This window comes from Pseudomonas sp. 86_A (assembly GCF_017491705.1).
Taxonomy (GTDB): domain Bacteria; phylum Pseudomonadota; class Gammaproteobacteria; order Pseudomonadales; family Pseudomonadaceae; genus Aquipseudomonas; species Aquipseudomonas koreensis.
On record NZ_JAFGYS010000019.1, the window covers coordinates 88,420 to 108,645 of the forward strand.

Genomic DNA, 20,226 nt, shown 5'->3' on the forward strand with positions numbered 1-20,226 from the left:
AGGCACCTCATGATCCGCGAAGAATTCCTGCGCTTGGCCGCCGACGGCTACAACCGCATTCCGTTGGCCTGCGAAACCCTGGCCGACTTCGACACGCCGCTGTCGATCTATCTGAAACTGGCTGACCAGCCCAACTCCTACCTGCTCGAATCGGTGCAGGGCGGCGAGAAATGGGGTCGCTATTCGATCATCGGCCTGCCGTGCCGCACCGTGCTGCGGGTTCACGACCATCACGTGAGCATCACCGTCGACGGCGTCGAGACCGAAAGCCATGACGTCGAAGACCCGCTGGCCTTCGTCGAAACCTTCAAGGCCCGCTACAACGTGCCGACCATCGCCGGTCTGCCGCGTTTCAACGGTGGCCTGGTCGGTTACTTCGGTTATGACTGCGTGCGCTATGTGGAAAAGCGTCTGGGCAAGTGCCCGAACCCGGATCCGCTGGGCGTACCGGACATTCTGCTGATGGTGTCCGATGCGGTGGTGGTGTTCGATAACCTCGCCGGCAAGATGCACGCGATCGTCCTGGCCGATCCTTCGCAGGCTGATGCCTACGAGCAAGGTCAGGCGCAATTGCAGGGGCTGCTGGAGAAACTGCGTCAGCCGATCACCCCGCGCCGTGGCTTGGATTTCAGCAAGCAGCAAGCAGCTGACCCGGTATTCCGCTCCAGTTTCACCCAGGACGATTACGAAAAAGCCGTCGACACCATCAAGGAATACATCCTGGCCGGTGACTGCATGCAGGTCGTGCCGTCGCAGCGTATGTCGATCGACTTCAAGGCCGCGCCGATCGATCTGTACCGCGCCCTGCGTTGCTTCAACCCGACGCCGTACATGTACTTCTTCAACTTCGGCGACTTCCACGTCGTCGGCAGTTCGCCGGAAGTGCTGGTGCGGGTCGAAGACAACCTGATCACCGTGCGCCCGATTGCCGGTACGCGTCCGCGTGGCGCCACCGAAGAAGCCGATCGGGCGCTGGAAGAAGACCTGCTGTCGGACGACAAAGAGATCGCCGAGCACTTGATGCTGATCGATCTGGGTCGCAACGACACCGGGCGCGTCTCGGAAATCGGTTCGGTGAAGCTCACCGAGAAGATGGTCATCGAGCGCTATTCCAACGTGATGCACATCGTCTCCAACGTCACAGGCCAGTTGAAGGCCGGGCTGACGGCGATGGATGCACTGCGGGCGATTCTGCCGGCGGGCACCTTGTCAGGCGCACCGAAGATTCGCGCGATGGAAATCATCGACGAGCTGGAACCGGTCAAACGTGGCGTGTATGGCGGCGCGGTCGGTTACTTCGCCTGGAACGGCAACATGGACACCGCGATTGCGATTCGTACCGCGGTGATCAAGAACGGCGAGCTGCACGTGCAGGCCGGGGGCGGCATCGTGGCCGACTCGGTGCCGGCGCTGGAATGGGAAGAAACCCTGAACAAGCGACGCGCGATGTTTCGCGCGGTGGCCCTGGCCGAGCAAACCCCGGAAGTTTGATTCACGTTATCCCCTGTAGGAGCGAGCCTGCTCGCGAAGAGGACGTGTCAGTCGTTATAGATGTTGGCTGATACACCGCCATCGCGAGCAGGCTCGCTCCTGCACTGGATTGTGTTCAGCCATAAAAAAACGCGGCGCCTGTAAGGGCGCCGCGTTTTTATGTCCGCCAATCAGAAATCCAGACTGACCCCGACGTTAACCCCTTGCTGGGTAAAGTCGTCATCCTTGCGCACGTTGTAGCTGGCGCGCAGGGCCAGGTCCTGAGTGAGCTTGTGGCTCACGCCCAGGTTCAGGCGATTGAGGTTGGTCTGCGGCTCGTAGCCTTCGAGGGTGAAACGGTTGCCTGGCAGGCTGTTGAGGTTGATGGTCAAGTCTTGCCGGTCATCGTTGTACTCACGCTCGTGGGCGAATTCGCCGAACACTTCGGTCTGCGCGGTGATCTGGTACTTGCCCTGGATACCCACGCCCAGGCGCCGAGAGTTGCGCGACTGGTCATCGAAGGTCAGCGCCGTCGAGTCCGCGCCTTTTTCCGAGTAACCATCGACTTCGGTCTTGCCAAAATCGGCGCTGACAAATGGCGACAGATGCCATGGGCTGCTGGCCTGCTGCGCGATGTCGTAACCGATGCGGCCACTGATCGCCAGCACGTAGCCGTCGGTATCGCCTTTTTCCCCGCGCTCGTTGACCCCGAGCTGGAATTTGCGCTTGAGGCTGTCGTAGTCGAGTTTGCCGGCGGTCATCGCCAGATCGCCCCACCAGCGGTTTTGCTGGTACTGAGCGAACGCGGTGCCCATGTAGGAATTGAGTTTGTATTCCGAGTCGGCGTCGCCGGCTTCGAGTTTCTGGTTATAGAAACCTGCGGCCAAACCGATGCGCCAGGCTTCGTTGACGCGATAGCTGCCGCCGATGTTCAGGTTATAGCCGTTGCCATCGGCACTGGCGGCGCTGTGCTGGCCGTCGAAGTCCTGATGCTGACCGCCACCGGCGACGATCGCGCGCCATTGGCCGATGCCCTGCCAGTTTTCCCAGTCGGCCAGCCATTGATTGCGCAGTTCATCCTGGTGCGCGCGCAATGAGCCTTGGGCCATTTCCGGGAGCAAGGTCAGTTCCCAGGGGGCCGCTAGCAGCGAGTAGGCGTAATCGGCAATCAGGCGCTGACCCGCTTCGGTCGGGTGCACCGAGTCGTTGTAGATCAGCTTGGTCGGGTCCGGTGTGGCGCTGTTGATGCCGTATCTGGCGTTCTCTGTGCAACTGTTGCCGCTGAAGCAGGTGGCCGTCAGGTTCTGGTCGGTTGCGAGGCCGAACTGTGCCGGATTGGCGAAGGCCTCTTTGAGCAGCACCGGAATGTTCAACGGAATGATTTCGGCGTTGATGCCCTGCAACTGGCTGACCAGTTCGGTGTTGAACCGAGCGCTGAGTTGCGAGGTGAAAGACTGCAGCGGCGAGTCGTTGATCGCCGGGGTCAGGCCGATGTCCGGCAGCAGCCAGACCATGATGTATTTGGCGCCGGCGCCTTGCAGCGTACGTGCGCTGTCAGCCAGGCGATCAGCCGCCGAACTGGCCTGATCGAGACTGAGCACGCGGCCCTGGAGGAAGTCGTTACCGCCTCCGGACAGGTAATACAGCGCATTCGGGTCGGCGCGGAAGCCGTTCGAAGGCAGGTAACCGCTGCGGGTGCGTTCGCCGGTGGCGGACTGCGTGGTAATCGAGTCGAGAATCTGGTCGGTACGGTAACCGCCCACCGCCCAGTTATTGCCATCGGCCAGACCTTCGCCGGCCCGTACGGCCGAGGACGAAGACGCGGTCTGATCAGGGCTGAAGCCCAGTTTGCCGCCGATGATCTGGGTGGCGTTGAGGTCGCGGTTCTCGCCGGTACCGTCCTTGTACAACGGGCCGGTGCGGTTGGTGTAGCGCTGCGTGGCGCCGGCCGGACCGCCGGTGTCCTTGAAGGTCCCGGCATCGTTCAGGCTGTCGCCGAAGACGATGAAATTGGAGTAGGGCGCGGGTGCTGCGTACGCCTGGGCACATGCCATGGCGAGCAGGCATCCGGCGAGCGGTACAAACAACGTCTGTTTGATCATGAGCAAGTCCGTTTATTTATTGTTGTAGGTGAACGAAACGACAGTACCAAAAACTCCCGGCCTTTTGCCATCGGTCGTGAACCCTCGCAAAGTTTGTTCCCCTGCCGGCCCCGCCATATTGCACGCTCCGCCCAGCTAAGTTACTGTGCCAGAACGTATGAACGAGACCTTCCCCGTGTTGATCGTCAGCAAACTTCTGGATCAAGTCATCAAGGCACACGCCCGTTGGCGTTGGCGCGCCTGAATCTTTTCTGCCGGCCCGGCCGGATCTGTATCGCTTTGCCTTCCTTACCCGTTTGAAATACCGCTGTGCCGACGTGCATTCCCGCGTCCGACATCGTGCAGCGCCCTGCGGGCAAGTCATCTGAAGGCTGTCTTCAAGTCAGAATTCAAGAGGTTCGAAACGCCATGTTGCTGATGATCGACAACTACGACTCCTTTACTTACAACGTTGTGCAATACCTCGGCGAGCTGGGTGCCGAGGTCAAGGTGGTGCGCAACGACGAGCTGACCATCGCCGAAATCGAAGCGCTCAACCCGGAGCGCATCGTGGTCTCCCCTGGTCCGTGCACGCCGAGTGAAGCCGGCATCTCCATCGACGCGATCAAGCACTTTGCCGGCAAACTGCCGATCCTCGGCGTTTGCCTGGGTCACCAGTCCATCGGTCAGGCCTTCGGCGGCGATGTGGTGCGCGCCCGTCAGGTAATGCACGGTAAGACTAGCCCGGTATTCCACGAGGACAAGGGCGTTTTCCAAGGTTTGAATCATCCGCTGACGGTTACGCGCTATCACTCGCTGATCGTCAAGCACGATACTTTGCCCGAGTGCCTGGAGCTGACCGCGTGGACGCAACACGATGACGGCTCGGTCGACGAAATCATGGGCCTGCGTCACAAGACCCTGAACATTGAGGGCGTACAGTTCCACCCTGAATCGATCCTGACCGAGCAGGGCCATGAACTGTTTGCCAACTTCCTCAAACAAACCGGCGGCACGCGCTAAGGACTTCCCATGAATATCAAGACAGCCCTGAGCCGTATCGTCGATCACCTTGACCTCAGCACCGATGAAATGCGCGACGTGATGCGCGAAATCATGACCGGCCAATGCACAGATGCGCAGATCGGCGCGTTCATGATGGCCATGCGCATGAAGAGCGAAAGCATCGATGAAATCGTCGGCGCCGTATCGGTGATGCGCGAACTGGCCGATCAGGTCGAACTCAAGACCCTCGACGGCGTGGTCGATGTGGTGGGGACTGGCGGTGACGGCGCGAACATCTTCAACGTGTCGACGGCCTCTTCGTTTGTCGTCGCGGCAGCCGGTTGCACCGTGGCCAAGCACGGCAACCGTGCGGTATCGGGCAAGAGCGGCAGCGCCGACTTGCTCGAAGCCGCCGGCATCTACCTGAACCTGACGCCGGTCCAGGTTGCCCGATGCATCGACAACGTCGGCATCGGTTTCATGTTTGCCCAGACCCATCACAAAGCCATGAAGTACGCCGCCGGCCCGCGCCGCGATCTCGGGCTGCGTACGCTGTTCAACATGCTCGGCCCGCTTACGAATCCGGCCGGTGTGAAACATCAGGTGGTGGGCGTGTTCACCCAGGCCCTGTGCCGGCCATTGGCCGAAGTCTTGCAGCGTCTGGGCAGCAAACACGTGTTGGTGGTGCATTCGAAGGACGGTCTGGACGAATTCAGCCTGGCCGCGCCGACGTATGTCGCCGAACTGAAAAACAACGAGATCAGCGAGTACTGGGTCGAGCCGGAAGATCTGGGCATGAAGAGCCAGAGCCTGCACGGCCTCTCGGTCGAAGGACCGGAAGCGTCGCTGGCGCTGATCCGCGATGCGCTGGGCAAGCGCAAAACCGAAAACGGCCAGAAAGCCGCTGAAATGATTGTGCTCAATGCCGGTGCAGCGCTGTACGCCGCTGACCTGGCCACGAGTTTGAAAGAAGGCGTGGCGCTTGCGCACGACGCCCTGCATACCGGTCTTGCTCGGGAAAAACTCGAGGAGTTGGGTGCCTTTACCGCGGTATTCAAAGTGGAGAATGAGGGATGAGTGTACCGACGGTTCTGGAAAACATTCTGGCGCGCAAGGTTCAGGAAGTCGCCGAGCGCAGCGCTCGCGTCAGCCTGAGCGAGCTGGAAGGTCTGGCCAAGGCGGCCGATGCACCCCGTGGTTTTGCCAAGGCATTGATCGATCAAGCCAAGACGAAACATCCCGCCGTCATCGCCGAAATCAAGAAGGCTTCGCCGAGCAAAGGCGTGATTCGCGAGCACTTCGTGCCTGCCGACATCGCCAAGAGCTACGAGAAGGGCGGGGCGACCTGCCTGTCGGTGCTGACTGACATCGATTACTTCCAGGGCGCCGACATTTACCTGCAACAGGCCCGCGCCGCGTGCAAGCTGCCGGTGATCCGCAAGGACTTCATGATCGATCCGTACCAGATCGTCGAAGCCCGTGCGCTGGGCGCCGACTGTGTGCTGTTGATCGTCTCCGCACTGGACGACGTGAAAATGGCCGAGCTGGCTTCGGTTGCCAAAGGCGTCGGTCTCGACGTGCTGGTGGAAGTGCACGACGGCGATGAGCTGGAACGTGCACTGAAAACCCTCGACACACCATTGGTCGGGGTCAACAACCGTAACCTGCACACCTTCGATGTCAGCCTGGAAACCACCCTCGACCTGCTGCCGCGCATTCCACGCGATCGCCTGGTGATCACCGAGAGTGGCATCCTCAACCGCGCCGATGTCGAGTTGATGGAAATCAGCGACGTCTACGCGTTCCTGGTGGGCGAGGCGTTCATGCGCGCCGAAAGCCCGGGCACCGAACTGCAGCGGTTGTTCTTCCCGGAGCGCGGTGGTCCGGTAGTCAGCGGTTCGACCCTCGACTGATATTCTTTCTGGCCGAGTCGACGCCATCGTCGGAACGCCGCCCGGAGCAGGCTCACTCCTACACTTGGAATGCGTTCCCCCTGTAGGAGTGAGCCTGCTTGCGATGAGGCCCTCGAAATCCCCAAAGATTCCAAATCTGCCGGAGCCCGCCATGTCGCTGCCCACCTCCCTGACCATCGAAGCCGGCCTGCAAGCCGAACAGGACTTGCTGGCCTCTGTCTGCGCCGGCGACGCCGAATTCGGTTTGCTGTTCTGGCAACCCAGCGATCACGCCTTGGTCATGCCGCGCCGCCTCAACCGTCTGCCCGGTTTCGAGCAAGCCTGCGACATTTCTGCCGCTGCCGGCTGGCCAGTGCTGCTGCGTGAAACCGGTGGCGAACCGGTCCCGCAATCCGCTTCAACCATCAACATCGCGTTGGTCTACGCTCCGCCCCGCAGCGAAGGCGATCTGAACCGCATCGAAACCGGTTACCGGCGATTGTGTGATCCGATCTGCGCATTGCTGGATGAGCTGGGTGGTCAGTCGTCCCTGGGTGAAATCGACGGTGCGTTCTGCGACGGTCGTTTCAACGTCAATCTCGACGGGCGCAAGATGGTCGGCACGGCCCAGCGCTGGCGCCAGAGTCAGGGCGGTCAGCGTCCGGTGTGTCTGGTGCACGGGGCGATGCTGATAGATAACGAGCGCGAGTCGATGGTCGCGGCAGTCAATCGCTTCAATGAGGCTTGTGGCCTTGAGCAGCGGGTGCGGGCTGAAAGCCATATTGCCCTGCACGAGAAGTTCGCCGCGCCACATGCCTTGGCGCGTCTGGATGAACTGTTTCGTTTGATGCTGGCGCAGGTCTATAGCGCCTGACGTTGCGCGCTTAGCGGGTGCCGAAGACCACCATGGTCTTGCCTTTCACATCGACCAGGTTGCGTTCTTCAAGATCCTTGAGCACGCGACCGACCATCTCCCGCGAACAACCAACGATCCGCCCGATTTCCTGACGGGTTACCTTGATCTGCATGCCGTCCGGATGAGTCATGGCGTCGGGCTGCTTGCACAGCTCCAGCAGGCAGCGCGCCACGCGCCCCGTGACGTCGAAAAACGCCAGGTCGCCGACCTTGCGCGTGGTATTGCGCAGACGTTGTGCGATTTGTCCGCTGAGGACGTAAAGAATGTCTGGATCCTGTTGCGACAATTCGCGGAACTTCACGTAGCTGATTTCCGCGATCTCGCATTCGACCTTGGCCCGCACCCAGGCACTGCGTTGCTGTTCCTGTCCCGCCTGCTCAAACAGACCCAGCTCACCGAAGAAATCCCCGGCATTGAGGTAGGCGATGATCATTTCGCGACCGTCGTCATCCTCGATCAGGATGGTGACCGAACCTTTGATGATGAAGTACAGCGTGTCCGAGCGATCACCGGCGCAAATGATGTTGCTCTTGGCCGCATGGCGACGGCGCTGGCAATGCATCAACAGCTTGTCGAGGTTCTTGATTTTGGGTGTGGGGGTAATAGCAACCATGGTTGTATCCCGAAAAGACTGCACGGTGATGTTTGATTTTTTTATGAGGCGTTGAAGGCGGTCGCTACAGGCTGACAATTGGCGCCAGCGAATTGGCGCCAGCTTACCAGACACTTCGTCGCAAATTCGAGAAATTACCTACGCAGTAAAGGCATCCGTCCTAGGAATGCCGCACGCTGCCGGAGCAAAGGCCTGTGCTAAGCTGGCGACCCTTTTTTCTACAGTGGAGTCTTGGCGATGAAGGCACGCATCCAATGGGCTGGCGAAGCCATGTTCCTCGGCGAATCCGGTAGCGGTCATGTCGTGGTCATGGACGGTCCGCCGGACGCCGGTGGTCGTAATCTGGGTGTTCGCCCGATGGAAATGCTCCTGCTGGGTGTTGGCGGTTGCAGCAACTTCGACGTGGTCAGCATCCTGAAGAAGTCGCGTCAGGCGGTTGAAAGCTGCGAAGCATTCCTCGAAGCCGAGCGTGCGACCGAAGATCCGAAGGTGTTTACCAAGATTCACATGCACTTCGTGGTCAAGGGGCGTGGCCTGAAAGAAGCCCAGGTCAAACGCGCCATCGAACTGTCTGCCGAGAAGTATTGCTCGGCCTCGATCATGCTCGGCGCGGCCGGCGTGGCAATCACCCACGATTATGAAATCGTCGAACTCGGTTGAACCGACATTCAACTATCATAAAAGCAGTGCAGACTCTGGCGATCCCTCGCTGACGTCTGCATAATGCGCCACTTTTTTCAGGGCAGTGATCGGTCAGCCGACGGGTCATCCGCCTGAACAGATAACCAAAATCGCCATCGCGAAGAGGTGTTAACCGTCCTACGCAGGTGCGTTGTTCGCACTTGACGGGCATGCTTGATCACGCGGCTGCGCCGCATACATAGAGAGTTTTTAACGGTGAAAAGCAAACTCAAGCTCCACGGGTTCAATAACCTGACAAAGACCTTGAGCTTCAACATCTATGACATCTGCTACGCGGAAACCCCGCAAGACCAGCAGGCTTACGTCGAGTACATCAATCAAGAGTACAACGCCGAACGCCTGACGCAGATCCTCACGGAAGTTGTCGAAATCATTGGTGCCAACATTCTGAACATTGCCAGTCAGAACTATGAGCCTCAGGGTGCCAGCGTCACGATTCTGATCTCGGAAGAGCCGGTGACCCCGACTGACAGCCAGATCGAAGAGTCTCCGGGTCCATTGCCCGAAATCATCCTTGCCCACCTCGACAAGAGTCACATCACGGTGCATACCTACCCGGAAATTCATCCGGACGCCGGTATTGCGACGTTCCGTGTGGACATCGACGTGTCGACCTGTGGTGTCATTTCACCGCTTAAAGCGCTCAACTTCCTCATTCACCAGTTCGATTCGGACATCGTGACTGTGGATTACCGTGTGCGCGGCTTCACCCGTGACGTTGAAGGCAACAAGCACTTCATCGATCACGAGATCAACTCGATCCAGAACTACCTTTCCGAAGACACCCGCGACGCGTACCAGATGACCGACGTGAACGTGTATCAGGAAAACCTGTTCCACACCAAAATGCTGCTGAAGAACTTCGAGCTGGATAACTACCTGTTCGGCGACGCCACCAGCAATCTTTCCTCGGAGCAGCGTGCTCAGGTGACCGAGCGTGTGAAACACGAAATGCTGGAGATCTTCTACGCGCGCAACATGCCGGCGTAAGATTTTACGGGCACAAAAAAGGCGACTTCGGTCGCCTTTTTTAATGTCTGCCGCATGCCCCGGCAGGAGCGAGTCTGCTCGTGAAGGGGGCTTATGCAGCGCTACAGGATTCAGATCCGATATGTACTCTTGGTCATCACCTTGGCCAACAGACTCATTCCGAACTTCACTGGCGCCGGAAAACGGAAACCGCCGGCATCCAGTGCACTCTCCGCATGATGTTCTTCATCAATGCGCATCTGCTGCAGAATCGCCCGGGACTTCTCGTCTTCGGCTGGTAATTGCTCCAGGTGCTCGTTCAAGTGCTTGCACACCTGGTGCTCGGTGGCCGCGACGAAACCGAGACTGACCTTGTCACTGATCAGGCCGGCCACCGCGCCAATGCCGAACGACATGCCGTAGAACAGCGGATTGAGCACGCTGGTGTGGCTGCCCAGTTGATGGATGCGCTGCTCGCACCACACCAGATGATCGATTTCTTCTTCGGCGGCGTGCTCCATGGCTGCACGCACTTGCGGCAATTTGGCGGTCAGCGCCTGACCCTGATACAACGCCTGGGCGCAGACCTCACCGGTGTGGTTGATGCGCATCAGGCCGGCCACGTGGCGGGTGTCCTCGTCGCTCATCTGCGCTTCCGGCTGCACGATCGCTGGCGACGGACGGTAAGGCTGACCGCTGAAGGGCAGCAGGGTGCGCATCGCGGCATCGGCTTGCAGCAGAAGACGGTCAATCGGCGAGTAGTGACGTTGGGTAGTCATGCTGACCTCCGGGAAAAATCTCGGCGATCAGTTTAACCGAATCGGCCGGGGAAGGTTTGCGCTGGGTCATTTGCTGCTGTGTTGCGGTTGCTTCGCTTCATGCAGGAGCAGCCTTGGGCGGCTCCTGCACTGGTTGCAGTGAATCAGCCCGGCGGCCAGTTCATCTGACGTTGTCCCAGTACATGCATATGAATGTGATAGACGGTCTGCCCACCCTTCTCATTGCAGTTCATCACCACCCGGAAGCCTTCTTCGCAGCCCAGCTCCAGCGCCAGCCGCTGGGCAGTGAACAGAATGTGCCCGGCCAATGCCTTGTCGTCTTCGGTCAGGTCATTGAGGGTGCGCACCGGTTTCTTCGGGATGACCAGAAAATGCACCGGTGCCTGAGGGGCGATGTCGTGGAACGCCAGAACCTGGTCGTCCTCGTAGATGATCTTGGCCGGAATCTCCCGGTTGATGATCTTGGTGAACAGAGTATCCACTGCTGTTTTCTCCGTGGTGTGGGCTGGCCTGAGTGTACTCATGGGAAATGACCCCGCCCAGTGTTTTGCCGTAGGACAGTTCAGCGCGGGCAGTAAGCCTTGTTGACCATGCCGACGATAGTGCGATTGAGCCAGCGCGAACCAAGGCGCGGCAGGAAGGCGAACCAGCGGTTGCGCCGTCCCGGAATGATGATTGCGCGGTTTTTCTCCAGCGCACGCACGGTGTACAGCGCGACTTCCTCGGGACTCATCAGCAGCTTGCTGTCCTTGAGTTTGTCGTCGTTGAGCTGCGCGGTGCGGAAAAACGCGGTGCGGGTCGGGCCGGGGCAGAGCACCGACACCTTGACCGCGCTCTGTTTGAGTTCAACCCGCAGGGCTTCGGAGAAGTGCAAGACGTAAGCCTTGCTGGCGTAGTAGGTGCTCATCCACGGACCGGGATTGAACGCCGCCACCGAGGCTACGTTGAGAATCTGCCCGCCGCCCTGCAGCGCCATGCTGTTGCCGATGGCGTGGCACAGGCGGGTGAGGGCGAGGATGTTCACTTCGATCAGGTCCTGCTCGGTCATCCAGTCCTGAGCCAGAAACGGGCCGCAGGTGCCGATGCCGGCGCAGTTGACCAACAGGTCGATCTGTCGATCGCCTTCTTCCAGCTCCAGCAGGAAACCGGACAGGCGCAACGGCTCGCCGAGGTCGCAGGCACGGAACAAGACTTCCACGCCAAAGCGCTGGGTCAGTTCGATCGCGATACTTTCCAGCTGATCACGCTGTCGGGCCACCAGAATCAGGCTGCGGCCGCGCCGGGCCAACGCTTCGGCCATGGCCAGGCCGATGCCGCTGGAAGCGCCAGTGATCAGAGCGTAACGGGTCATGCAATTCTCCATCGCAACAGCTCCGCGCCAGCGACGCAGGTGTCACGGCGGGGAGCGTTGTTCATTCTTTCGCAGAGTCTACAGGGGCCGGGGCCGCTTCGGCTGCATCATCCACCGAATTCGCCGCGGGTGCAGTCTCGACCTCGACTTCATCGGTGGTGACCGAGCCGCTTTCATAGCTGCTCTCGAGGTTGCTTTCGTATTCCTGCTGAATGGCCGAGATGCCGCCCAGCATGCCGCCGGCAAATACCAGTGCAAAGAACACGATCCACAGCGAGCACAACACCTTGACCGCGGTGCTGTTGGGCGGTGGCGGGGGACCGTAGCGGTTGGCACCGGTGTTACCCGGCATGACCATGATCACCAGCGGGAAGAAGCTGCCCACGAAGGGCACCAGGTTCAGCAACCACAGCCAGCCGGACCAGCCGATGTCGTGCAGGCGCTGCACGCTGAACAGGATGCTGACAATGATGAAACCAAGGAACAGGAAGAACGCAAAAATGCCGCCGATGATCAGGCCTGTGGTCGTGTCGCCGCTGACCAGACCGAGACCGATCAGGGCGAATACGCCAACGATCGGCAGGGTGACCAGACTCAGCACCATCGTCCAGGCGAGGAAGCGCAGGCGACCGATCCGTCCTTCGACACTGAAAGGCTTTAGTACGGCGAATGGCGGCAGGTTCTCGCCAACATCGGCGCGTGGTGGTGCGTATGGGGAGTCCGGCTCTGCAACGGTGGTCGGGTGTTCGCGCACGTCGGCCAGATTCAGCTCGATCGCCGTTTCGGTTTCGATTCGCGCATCGATTCCGGTCTTGCTCAGCGCTTGCAGATAGGTCTGCGCATCACTGTGGGACAAGTCACGCTTGAGGGCGATGGTATTGCCGTTGAACAGGCGCTCGATGCCGGCGACATCGCTCTTGAACAGGGCCGCCAGATTGAGCTTGGCGGTGGTGAGATCGACACCGGGCTGGAGAGCACCGTCGAAAACGATCTTGTAACGGGGTTCGCTCATGGCCGAGGCATCCTTGTCGCGAATGAATTGAAGGTCGAATTGTAAGGCCAGTCGGACGGTAACTGGCCGGGTTTTTCTCAGCGCGGCCAGCGTTTCGGCAACTGCGCTGCGCGTTCCAGCGCCTGACGGTATTGCGCGTCGAGCCGGGCGATCAACTGATCCACGCTCGGCAGATCATCGATTTGCCCTACGCCCTGGCCGGCGGACCACACGGTCTTCCAGGCCTTGGCTTCATCATTGATTGGCTTGAGCTTGTCACCGAAGTTGACCTCACCTTTGCCTTGCAGCGCAGCCATGTCGAAACCCGCCGCCTCCAGGCTTTGGCGCATGAAACTGGCCGGTACCCCAGAGACCGCAGGAGTATGAATGATGTCCGCTGCTTTGGCCGTCAGCAGCATCTGCTTGTAAGCGTCAGGCGCATGGCTTTCAGTGGTGCCGATAAATCGCGTACCGAAGTAGGCCAAATCCGCGCCAAGCAGCTGTGCGGCGAGAATCTCATGGCCGTGGTTAAGACATCCTGCAAGCAGCAGGGTTTTATCGAAGAACTCACGGATCTCGGCGATCAGCGCAAACGGACTCCAGGTTCCGGCATGGCCGCCGGCACCGGCCGCGACGGCAATCAAACCGTCGACACCGGCCTCGGCCGCTTTCTCGGCATGGCGGCGGGTGGTCACATCGTGGAATACCAGACCACCGTAGCTGTGAACTGCGTCGACCAGTTCCTTCACCGCGCCGAGGCTGGTGATGACAATCGGCACCTTGTGCTCGACACAAATGTTCAGGTCCGCCTGCAGGCGCGGGTTGCTGTTGTGAACGATCAGGTTCACGGCATACGGCGCCGGGTTGTCCAGCGTCGCCAGTCCCGCTTCGATCTGCTCCAGCCAGGCTTTGAAACCGCTGCTTTCGCGTTGGTTCAGGGCCGGGAAACTGCCGACCACGCCGTTGCGACAGCAGGCGAGCACCAGCTCCGGGTTGGAAATCAGGAACATCGGCGCCGCCACGACGGGCAGACGCAGACGTTGTTCGAGCAGAGCGGGCAGCGACATTGGAAATCCCCCGAGTGTGGTGTCTGTTGAAGTTAGAACGGCTTGACCACCACCAGAATTACGATAGCCAGCAATATCAGAACCGGTACTTCATTGAACCAGCGATAAAAGACATGGCTGCGGGTGTTCTCGCCACGGGCGAAGCGTTTTACCTGCGCGCCGCACATGTGGTGATAGCCGATCAGCAAGACCACTAGCGTCAGCTTGGCATGGATCCAGCCGCCCATGCTGAAGATGCCCGGATTGAGGTAGATCAGCCAGCCGCCGAAGATCAGCGTGGCGATCATCGCCGGGCCCATGATGCCGCGGTACAACTTGCGCTCCATGATGCTGAAGCGTTCCTTGCTGATCGCGTCTTCGCTTTGCGCGTGATAAACGAACAGCCGCGGCAAGTAGAACAGCCCGGCAAACCAGCACACGACGCTGACGATATGCAACGCTTTGATCCATAGATAGAGCATTTTGGTTATTCCCAGATTCTCGGTAGCCGGGATAGTAGAGGCTTGAGCGTCCGCACGTCACCTTGATGGTTGTCGCAGACGCGCGCGGCCCCTATTATCGACGGCTTTCCAGTGGGTTCGTTGAGGGCAGGTTTATGGTCAAGGTCGGTATTGTCGGCGGCACGGGTTACACCGGTGTCGAACTGCTGCGTCTGTTGGCACAGCATCCGCAGGCAGAAGTGGTGGTGATCACTTCCCGATCCGAGGCCGGTCTGGCCGTGGCTGATATGTACCCGAACCTGCGCGGCCACTATGACGGCCTGGCGTTCAGCGTGCCGGACATCAAGACCCTGGGTGCTTGCGACGTGGTGTTTTTCGCCACCCCGCACGGCGTCGCCCATGCTCTGGCCGGTGAGCTGCTGGCAGCCGGCACCAAGGTGATCGATCTGTCGGCAGATTTCCGTCTGCAAGACGCTGAAGAGTGGGCCAAGTGGTACGGCCAGCCGCACGGCGCGCCGGCGTTGCTGGACGAAGCGGTCTACGGTTTGCCCGAAGTCAATCGCGAACAGATCAAGAAGGCGCGCCTGATCGCCGTTCCGGGTTGCTATCCAACCGCGACACAACTGGGTTTCCTGCCGCTGCTGGAAGCGGGTCTGGCCGATACTTCGCGTCTGATCGCCGACTGCAAATCCGGTGTCAGCGGTGCCGGTCGTGGCGCAGCGGTAGGCTCGCTGTACTCCGAGACGTCGGAAAGCATGAAGGCTTACGCGGTGAAAGGTCACCGTCACCTGCCGGAAATTCGCCAAGGCCTGCGTCGCGCCGCCGGTAAGGACGTCGGCCTGACCTTCGTTCCGCACCTGACGCCGATGATCCGTGGCATTCACTCCACGCTCTACGCGACCGTGGTTGATCGCTCGGTGGATCTGCAGGCGCTGTTCGAAAAGCGTTATGCCAACGAGCCGTTCGTCGATGTGATGCCGGCCGGCAGCCATCCGGAAACGCGCAGTGTGCGCGGCGCCAACGTCTGCCGCATCGCCGTGCACCGTCCGCAGGATGGCGATCTGGTGGTGGTGTTGTCGGTGATCGACAATCTGGTCAAAGGTGCGTCGGGTCAGGCTGTGCAGAACATGAACATCCTGTTCGGGCTGGACGAGCGCTTCGGTTTGTCCCACGCTGGTATGCTGCCGTAACACGTTCGGCAACACAGCAAAAAGGCCCGTCAGACGGGCCTTTTTGCATTCTGGGCAGTTGGTCGGGTTTATTGATATACCGTAACAATAGTTGACCGATTTTCTAGGACAAGCGGATAATGCGCGTCATCACGCATTATGGCGGCGTAACGCCGGGAGATAGTCAGCATGAGCGTCGAATCCTTCACCCCCACGGCTTTGCAATTCACCCAAGGTGCTGCGCACAAGGTGAAGAGCCTGGTCGATGAAGAGGGGAATGATCGCTTGAAGCTGCGCGTATTCGTTACGGGCGGCGGTTGTTCAGGGTTTCAGTACGGTTTCACCTTCGATGAAGATGTGGCCGAGGACGACACCATCGTCGAGCGCGAAGGCGTGAGCCTGGTGGTTGATCCGATGAGCTTCCAGTACCTGGCCGGTGCCGAAGTCGACTACCAGGAAGGTCTGGAAGGTTCGCGCTTCGTGATCAAGAACCCGAACGCCACCACGACCTGTGGTTGCGGTTCTTCGTTCTCGATCTGATCGCACTGCGCTGCACACAATAAAACGCCGCAGAGCCCTAAGGTTCTGCGGCGTTTTTTGTTGTCTGAATTTTCAGTTGGGATAGATGGCGCCGAGTACGCGCAGACCTTTGGCGCCCGTGACACTCGGTCGATTGGCGGCAACGCCTTCCAGGCAGCAATGGGCCAGCCAGGCGAAGGCCATGGCCTCGACCCAGTCCGGATCGACGCCGTGGCTGGCAGTGCTGGCAACGACCGCATTGGGCAGCAGATCCGCGAGGCGTTTCATCAGTGTGGCATTGTGTGCGCCGCCGCCGCAGACCAGCATCTCCCGGGTATCGGCTTGAGCGCTTTGCAGCGACTCGACGATGCTCAGTGCCGTCAGCTCCAGCAGCGTCGCCTGGACGTTTTCAGCGGCAAAGGTCGGCAGTCTTGAGAGGTGCTGTTCCAGCCAAGGCAGGTTGAACACTTCCCGGCCCGTGCTTTTCGGGCCTTTGGTCACGAAGAACGGGTCGCTGAGCAGCGCATTCAGCAAGGCGGGCTCGACCTTGCCGGTGGCTGCCCATTGGCCATTGCGATCGTAGTTCTCGCCGCGTTGCTGGTGAATCCAGGCATCCATCAGCACATTCCCAGGGCCGCAGTCGAAACCGGCTACAGGCCGTGTCGGCTCAATCAGACTGAGATTGCTGAAACCACCGACATTCAGCACCGCACGATTGCCGCTACGCTCTTCAAACAACGCCTCGTGGAAGGCCGGCACCAGCGGGGCGCCCTGACCACCTGCGGCCACATCGCGGCTGCGGAAGTCACTAACGACGGTGATGCCGGTCAGCTCAGTAAGTAGCGCAGGATTGCCGATCTGCACGGTGAAACCGCGGGCGGGTTCATGGCGAATGGTTTGCCCATGGCTGCCAATGGCGCGAATGGCTTCGGGCTTGAGCTGCTGCTGGTCGAGGAGAGTATTGATCCCCTGCGCGGCGAGCTTCACCCAGTGTTGCTGGGCAACCGCCGAGCGGGCAATTTCGTCGGGGCCGCTGGCGCACAAGCTCAACAGCTCGGCGCGCAGGGAGTCAGGCATGGGGATGTAGTGTGTGGCGATCAGCTTGATTGCCTGGGTCTGCTCGATCAGCGCGATGTCCAGTCCATCGAGGCTGGTTCCGGACATCACACCGATATAGAGGGCCATGGCTTAACGCTTGCTCGAAGCCAGCATGGTGGCCTTCTCTTGGTCCATGCGCGCCATCAACGGCTGGCTCTGGGCAAGGAAGCGTGCGCGTTCGGACTTGGCGATCGGGTCGGCCATCGGCAGCTTCTGGCCCAGTGGGTCGACATGGACGCCGTTGACCTGGAACTCATAGTGCAAGTGCGGGCCGGTGGACAGGCCGGTGGTGCCGATATAACCGATCACCTGACCCTGCTTGACGGTACCGCCGGTCTTCACGCCTTTGGCGAAGCCCTGCATGTGCCCGTAGAGCGTACGGTAGGTATTGCCGTGTTGAATGATCACGGTGTTGCCGTAGCCACCGCGGCGACCGGCCAGCAGCACTTTTCCGTCGCCAGCAGCCTTGATCGGTGTACCGCGTGGTGCCGCGTAATCAACGCCTTTGTGGGCGCGGATCTTGTTGAGGATTGGGTGTTTGCGGCCCATGGAGAACTTCGAGCTGATGCGGGCAAAGTCCACCGGCGTGCGGATGAACGCCTTGCGCATGCTGTTACCGTCGGCGGTGTAATAGCTGCTGTTGCCTTGCTTGTTGGTGTAACGCACGGCGGTGTAAGTCTTGCCGCGGTTGGTGAAGCGCGCAGACAGGATAGGACCTGTGCCGACAGCCTTGCCGTTGACCACTTTCTGCTCGTAGATCACGTCGAATTCGTCACCCTGGCGAATGTCCTGGGCGAAATCGACGTCGTAGCCGAAGACACTGGCCATATCCATGGTCAGGCTATGGGAGAGACCAGCGCGAGCGGCGGATTGTGACAGCGAGCTATTGATGACGCCGTGGACGTAAGCGGTGCGAACGGTAGGCTTCGCAGTGACCCGGTTGAACGCATAACCCTTGTCATTCTTGGTCAGGGTGATGGTTTCGACGTCGCTGACCTTGCTGTGCAGACTGGTCAGTTGGCCTTGCGGGTTGAGTTCGAATTCAAGTTTCTGGCCGTGCTTGAGCTGGCTGAACTGTTTGGCTTGCTTGTCGCTGGCCAGTACTTCATGCACGGCAGCGGCAGGCAGGCCAACTTTTTCAAACAGGGTGGACAGCGTGTCGCCCTTGGCGACGATCACTTCCCGATGGCCGGGCGCCTTTGGTTTTTCGGCGACCGGAGTCGGCGCAGGCGCGGTTTCAGCGGTTTGCGGGGTGTTTTCTTCTGTGTTTTCGATCTGGGCAAATGGCGAGGCGACGGGCTCATTTGTGGCTTGAACTGCGTCAGCGGCGTCTTGATCTTGTCTCAGTTGTTCAGCAGGACTTTCCAGTTCAAGGCTCAGGGTCGTCTTTTTGGCTTCAACGTCACTGGAAGGGAATACCAGTAGCGCCAGGCTGAGAAGGGCGGCGATTCCACTTGCGGCGAGCAGGTGGGTCTTCGGGTAAAGCGGTGGCGCTTTAGACGGTTCAGTGGTCATAAGTAATTTTGACTTTGAAAAAAGATGAATTGGAAAAGATGAATGACATGATGAAGATGAAATAACTGTATAAAATATAACCAAATCATCCCCGAAGCAAGTCTACAGACAGCCTGTCTGCAGATTGGTGTCCGTGCGCCGGGCAAAACTTGTAATTGGTGCGCGATCTTGTATGGTTGGTTCCCTTTGAATCTGAGCCTTGCGGGTCTGTTATGAAGTCGGTTGAAGAGCAGCTAGCGCTGATTAAACGTGGTGCGGAAGAACTATTGGTCGAGTCCGAGCTGATCGAGAAGCTCAAGCGCGGCCAGCCGCTGCGTATTAAGGCTGGTTTCGACCCAACCGCTCCGGATCTGCACTTGGGTCACACCGTGCTTATTAATAAGTTGCGCCAGTTCCAGGAGCTGGGGCATCAGGTGATCTTCCTTATAGGTGACTTCACCGGGATGATCGGTGATCCGAGCGGCAAGAGCGCGACCCGCCCTCCGTTGACTCGCGAGCAGGTTCTGGAAAATGCCGAGACTTATAAGTCTCAGGTATTCAAGATTCTTGATCCGGCCAAGACTGAAGTGGCGTTCAACTCCACCTGGATGGATCAGATGGGGCCGGCGGACTTCATTCGTCTGACTTCGCAATACACCGTCGCTCGCATGCTCGAGCGTGATGACTTCGACAAGCGCTACACCACCAATCAGCCAATCGCTATCCATGAGTTCCTCTATCCGCTGGTTCAGGGCTATGACTCGGTTGCTCTGCGCGCGGACGTCGAGTTGGGCGGTACCGACCAGAAGTTCAACCTGCTGATGGGGCGTGAGCTGCAACGTGGTTATGGTCAAGAAGCTCAATGCATTCTGACCATGCCGTTGCTTGAAGGTCTGGATGGCGTGAAGAAGATGTCCAAGTCGTTGGGCAACTACGTCGGTATTCAGGAAGCGCCGGGTGTGATGTATGGCAAACTGGTTTCGATCCCGGATGCGTTGATGTGGCGTTACTTCGAACTGCTCAGCTTCCGCTCGATGGATGAGATCAATGCTTTCCGCGCGGATGTAGAGGCAGGGGCTAACCCGCGCGACATCAAGATCAAGCTGGCGGAAGAAATTGTGGCGCGTTTCCATGGTGAGGAAGCGGCAGCCAATGCTCATCGTGCTGCGGGCAACCGCATGAAAGATGGCGAGCTGCCGGATGATCTGCCAGAGATCGAACTGACTTCTGCTGAAGATATGCCGATTGCTGCTGTCCTTAATAAGGCAGGCCTGGTGAAGAACTCGGCGGCGGCCCGCGATCTGTTGGCTTCTGGTGGTGTGCGTGTTGATGGTGAGGTGGTTGATCGCTCCTTTATATATGTAGTGGGTGCGATCCACGTTTGCCAGGCGGGCAAGAAGGCATTTGCACGTATCACATTGAAATCTGAATAAATTTTGAAATAGGGGTTGACGGCGAATTCCAGAGGTCTATAATTCGCCCCACTTCCGGCGCAGTCGAAACGGAAAACTCCTTGAGATTCAATGAGTTACGCAGTTTTCGACAGTGGCTAGCTTCAGTTCATTGAGGCCTGGAAGGAGTTGAAAGAGTGGTGATGTTTGGCTCTTTTAACGGTTCGATCTTCTCGGTCGAAAGCGGAGAAAAAGAGGTGTTGACAGCAGCGTGTAACG

At 59.2% G+C, this 20,226-nt stretch carries 20 protein-coding genes; 10 read left to right on the plus strand and 10 right to left on the minus strand.

Annotation, left to right across the window (positions count from 1 at the left end):
* Positions 1-9 precede the first annotated feature (9 nt).
* Positions 10-1,491, plus strand: a complete 1,482-nt coding sequence (gene trpE, locus J5M57_RS25350) for an anthranilate synthase component I (protein WP_207849912.1) — start codon at positions 10-12, stop codon at positions 1,489-1,491.
* A 170-nt stretch (positions 1,492-1,661) separates the two neighbouring features.
* On the opposite strand, the gene estP is transcribed toward trpE, so the two are convergent.
* Positions 1,662-3,572 carry an esterase EstP gene (gene estP, locus J5M57_RS25355; RefSeq protein WP_207849911.1) on the minus strand — a complete coding sequence of 637 codons (1,911 nt, stop codon included), beginning with the start codon at positions 3,570-3,572 and terminating at the stop codon, positions 1,662-1,664.
* A 408-nt stretch (positions 3,573-3,980) separates the two neighbouring features.
* Here estP and J5M57_RS25360 point away from each other — a divergent pair, with 408 nt between their 5' ends.
* From J5M57_RS25360 to J5M57_RS25375, 4 genes are all read left to right on the plus strand, one after another.
* Positions 3,981-4,574, plus strand: a complete 594-nt coding sequence (locus J5M57_RS25360; RefSeq protein ID WP_207849910.1) for an aminodeoxychorismate/anthranilate synthase component II — start codon at positions 3,981-3,983, stop codon at positions 4,572-4,574.
* Between the two features lie 9 nt (positions 4,575-4,583).
* On the plus strand, positions 4,584-5,633 hold the full coding sequence (gene trpD, locus J5M57_RS25365; RefSeq protein WP_083367763.1) for an anthranilate phosphoribosyltransferase: 1,050 nt from the start codon (positions 4,584-4,586) through the stop codon (positions 5,631-5,633).
* On the plus strand, positions 5,630-6,469 hold the full coding sequence (gene trpC, locus J5M57_RS25370; RefSeq protein WP_207849909.1) for an indole-3-glycerol phosphate synthase TrpC: 840 nt from the start codon (positions 5,630-5,632) through the stop codon (positions 6,467-6,469). Before trpD ends, trpC begins: the two co-directional genes overlap by 4 nt.
* 151 nt (positions 6,470-6,620) lie before the next feature.
* Positions 6,621-7,322, plus strand: a complete 702-nt coding sequence (locus J5M57_RS25375; RefSeq protein ID WP_207849908.1) for a lipoate--protein ligase family protein — start codon at positions 6,621-6,623, stop codon at positions 7,320-7,322.
* 10 nt (positions 7,323-7,332) lie between these two features.
* On the opposite strand, the gene crp is transcribed toward J5M57_RS25375, so the two are convergent.
* Positions 7,333-7,977, minus strand: a complete 645-nt coding sequence (crp, locus tag J5M57_RS25380) for a cAMP-activated global transcriptional regulator CRP (protein ID WP_007966430.1) — start codon at positions 7,975-7,977, stop codon at positions 7,333-7,335.
* 237 nt (positions 7,978-8,214) lie between these two features.
* On the opposite strand from crp, the gene J5M57_RS25385 reads away from it, so the two are divergent.
* Together J5M57_RS25385 and speD are read left to right on the plus strand one after the other, a co-directional pair.
* Positions 8,215-8,637: an OsmC family protein gene (locus J5M57_RS25385; RefSeq protein ID WP_003228794.1), complete on the plus strand. Its 423-nt coding sequence runs from the start codon at positions 8,215-8,217 to the stop codon at positions 8,635-8,637.
* Positions 8,638-8,874: 237 nt separating this feature from the next.
* Entirely contained in the window at positions 8,875-9,669 is a 795-nt protein-coding gene (gene speD / locus J5M57_RS25390) for an adenosylmethionine decarboxylase (protein WP_027610737.1), read from the plus strand.
* 110 nt (positions 9,670-9,779) lie between these two features.
* Here speD and coq7 read toward each other — a convergent pair whose 3' ends face one another.
* The 6 genes from coq7 to hemJ form a co-directional block, all read right to left on the minus strand.
* Positions 9,780-10,427, minus strand: a complete 648-nt coding sequence (coq7, locus tag J5M57_RS25395; protein ID WP_064589477.1) for a 2-polyprenyl-3-methyl-6-methoxy-1,4-benzoquinone monooxygenase — start codon at positions 10,425-10,427, stop codon at positions 9,780-9,782.
* Positions 10,428-10,570: 143 nt separating this feature from the next.
* Positions 10,571-10,909, minus strand: a complete 339-nt coding sequence (locus J5M57_RS25400) for a histidine triad nucleotide-binding protein (RefSeq protein WP_003228789.1) — start codon at positions 10,907-10,909, stop codon at positions 10,571-10,573.
* Positions 10,910-10,989: 80 nt separating this feature from the next.
* Complete coding sequence (locus J5M57_RS25405; protein ID WP_064589476.1) at positions 10,990-11,778, minus strand: SDR family oxidoreductase; 789 nt, start codon at positions 11,776-11,778, stop codon at positions 10,990-10,992.
* 61 nt (positions 11,779-11,839) lie between these two features.
* Positions 11,840-12,790 (minus strand): DUF805 domain-containing protein, encoded by a 951-nt coding sequence (locus J5M57_RS25410; protein WP_169843514.1) that lies wholly within the window; start codon positions 12,788-12,790, stop codon positions 11,840-11,842.
* Positions 12,791-12,867: 77 nt separating this feature from the next.
* Complete coding sequence (locus tag J5M57_RS25415; protein WP_169843515.1) at positions 12,868-13,836, minus strand: nitronate monooxygenase family protein; 969 nt, start codon at positions 13,834-13,836, stop codon at positions 12,868-12,870.
* Positions 13,837-13,868: 32 nt separating this feature from the next.
* Complete coding sequence (hemJ, locus tag J5M57_RS25420) at positions 13,869-14,297, minus strand: protoporphyrinogen oxidase HemJ (RefSeq protein WP_083367769.1); 429 nt, start codon at positions 14,295-14,297, stop codon at positions 13,869-13,871.
* Between the two features lie 134 nt (positions 14,298-14,431).
* Here hemJ and argC point away from each other — a divergent pair, with 134 nt between their 5' ends.
* Both argC and erpA read left to right on the plus strand, forming a co-directional pair.
* The gene (argC, locus tag J5M57_RS25425; protein ID WP_064589472.1) at positions 14,432-15,466 is read left to right on the plus strand and encodes an N-acetyl-gamma-glutamyl-phosphate reductase; all 1,035 of its coding nucleotides are present in this window, start codon (positions 14,432-14,434) and stop codon (positions 15,464-15,466) included.
* Positions 15,467-15,634: 168 nt separating this feature from the next.
* On the plus strand, positions 15,635-15,985 hold the full coding sequence (gene erpA, locus J5M57_RS25430) for an iron-sulfur cluster insertion protein ErpA (protein ID WP_003228776.1): 351 nt from the start codon (positions 15,635-15,637) through the stop codon (positions 15,983-15,985).
* Positions 15,986-16,057: 72 nt separating this feature from the next.
* Here erpA and J5M57_RS25435 read toward each other — a convergent pair whose 3' ends face one another.
* Together J5M57_RS25435 and J5M57_RS25440 are read right to left on the minus strand one after the other, a co-directional pair.
* Positions 16,058-17,149 carry an anhydro-N-acetylmuramic acid kinase gene (locus J5M57_RS25435; protein WP_207849907.1) on the minus strand — a complete coding sequence of 364 codons (1,092 nt, stop codon included), beginning with the start codon at positions 17,147-17,149 and terminating at the stop codon, positions 16,058-16,060.
* Positions 17,150-17,152: 3 nt separating this feature from the next.
* Positions 17,153-18,577 carry a peptidoglycan DD-metalloendopeptidase family protein gene (locus J5M57_RS25440; RefSeq protein ID WP_169843518.1) on the minus strand — a complete coding sequence of 475 codons (1,425 nt, stop codon included), beginning with the start codon at positions 18,575-18,577 and terminating at the stop codon, positions 17,153-17,155.
* Positions 18,578-18,789: 212 nt separating this feature from the next.
* Between J5M57_RS25440 and tyrS the strand changes: the two genes are divergently transcribed.
* Positions 18,790-19,989 carry a tyrosine--tRNA ligase gene (gene tyrS, locus J5M57_RS25445; RefSeq protein ID WP_083367772.1) on the plus strand — a complete coding sequence of 400 codons (1,200 nt, stop codon included), beginning with the start codon at positions 18,790-18,792 and terminating at the stop codon, positions 19,987-19,989.
* Positions 19,990-20,226 lie beyond the last annotated feature (237 nt).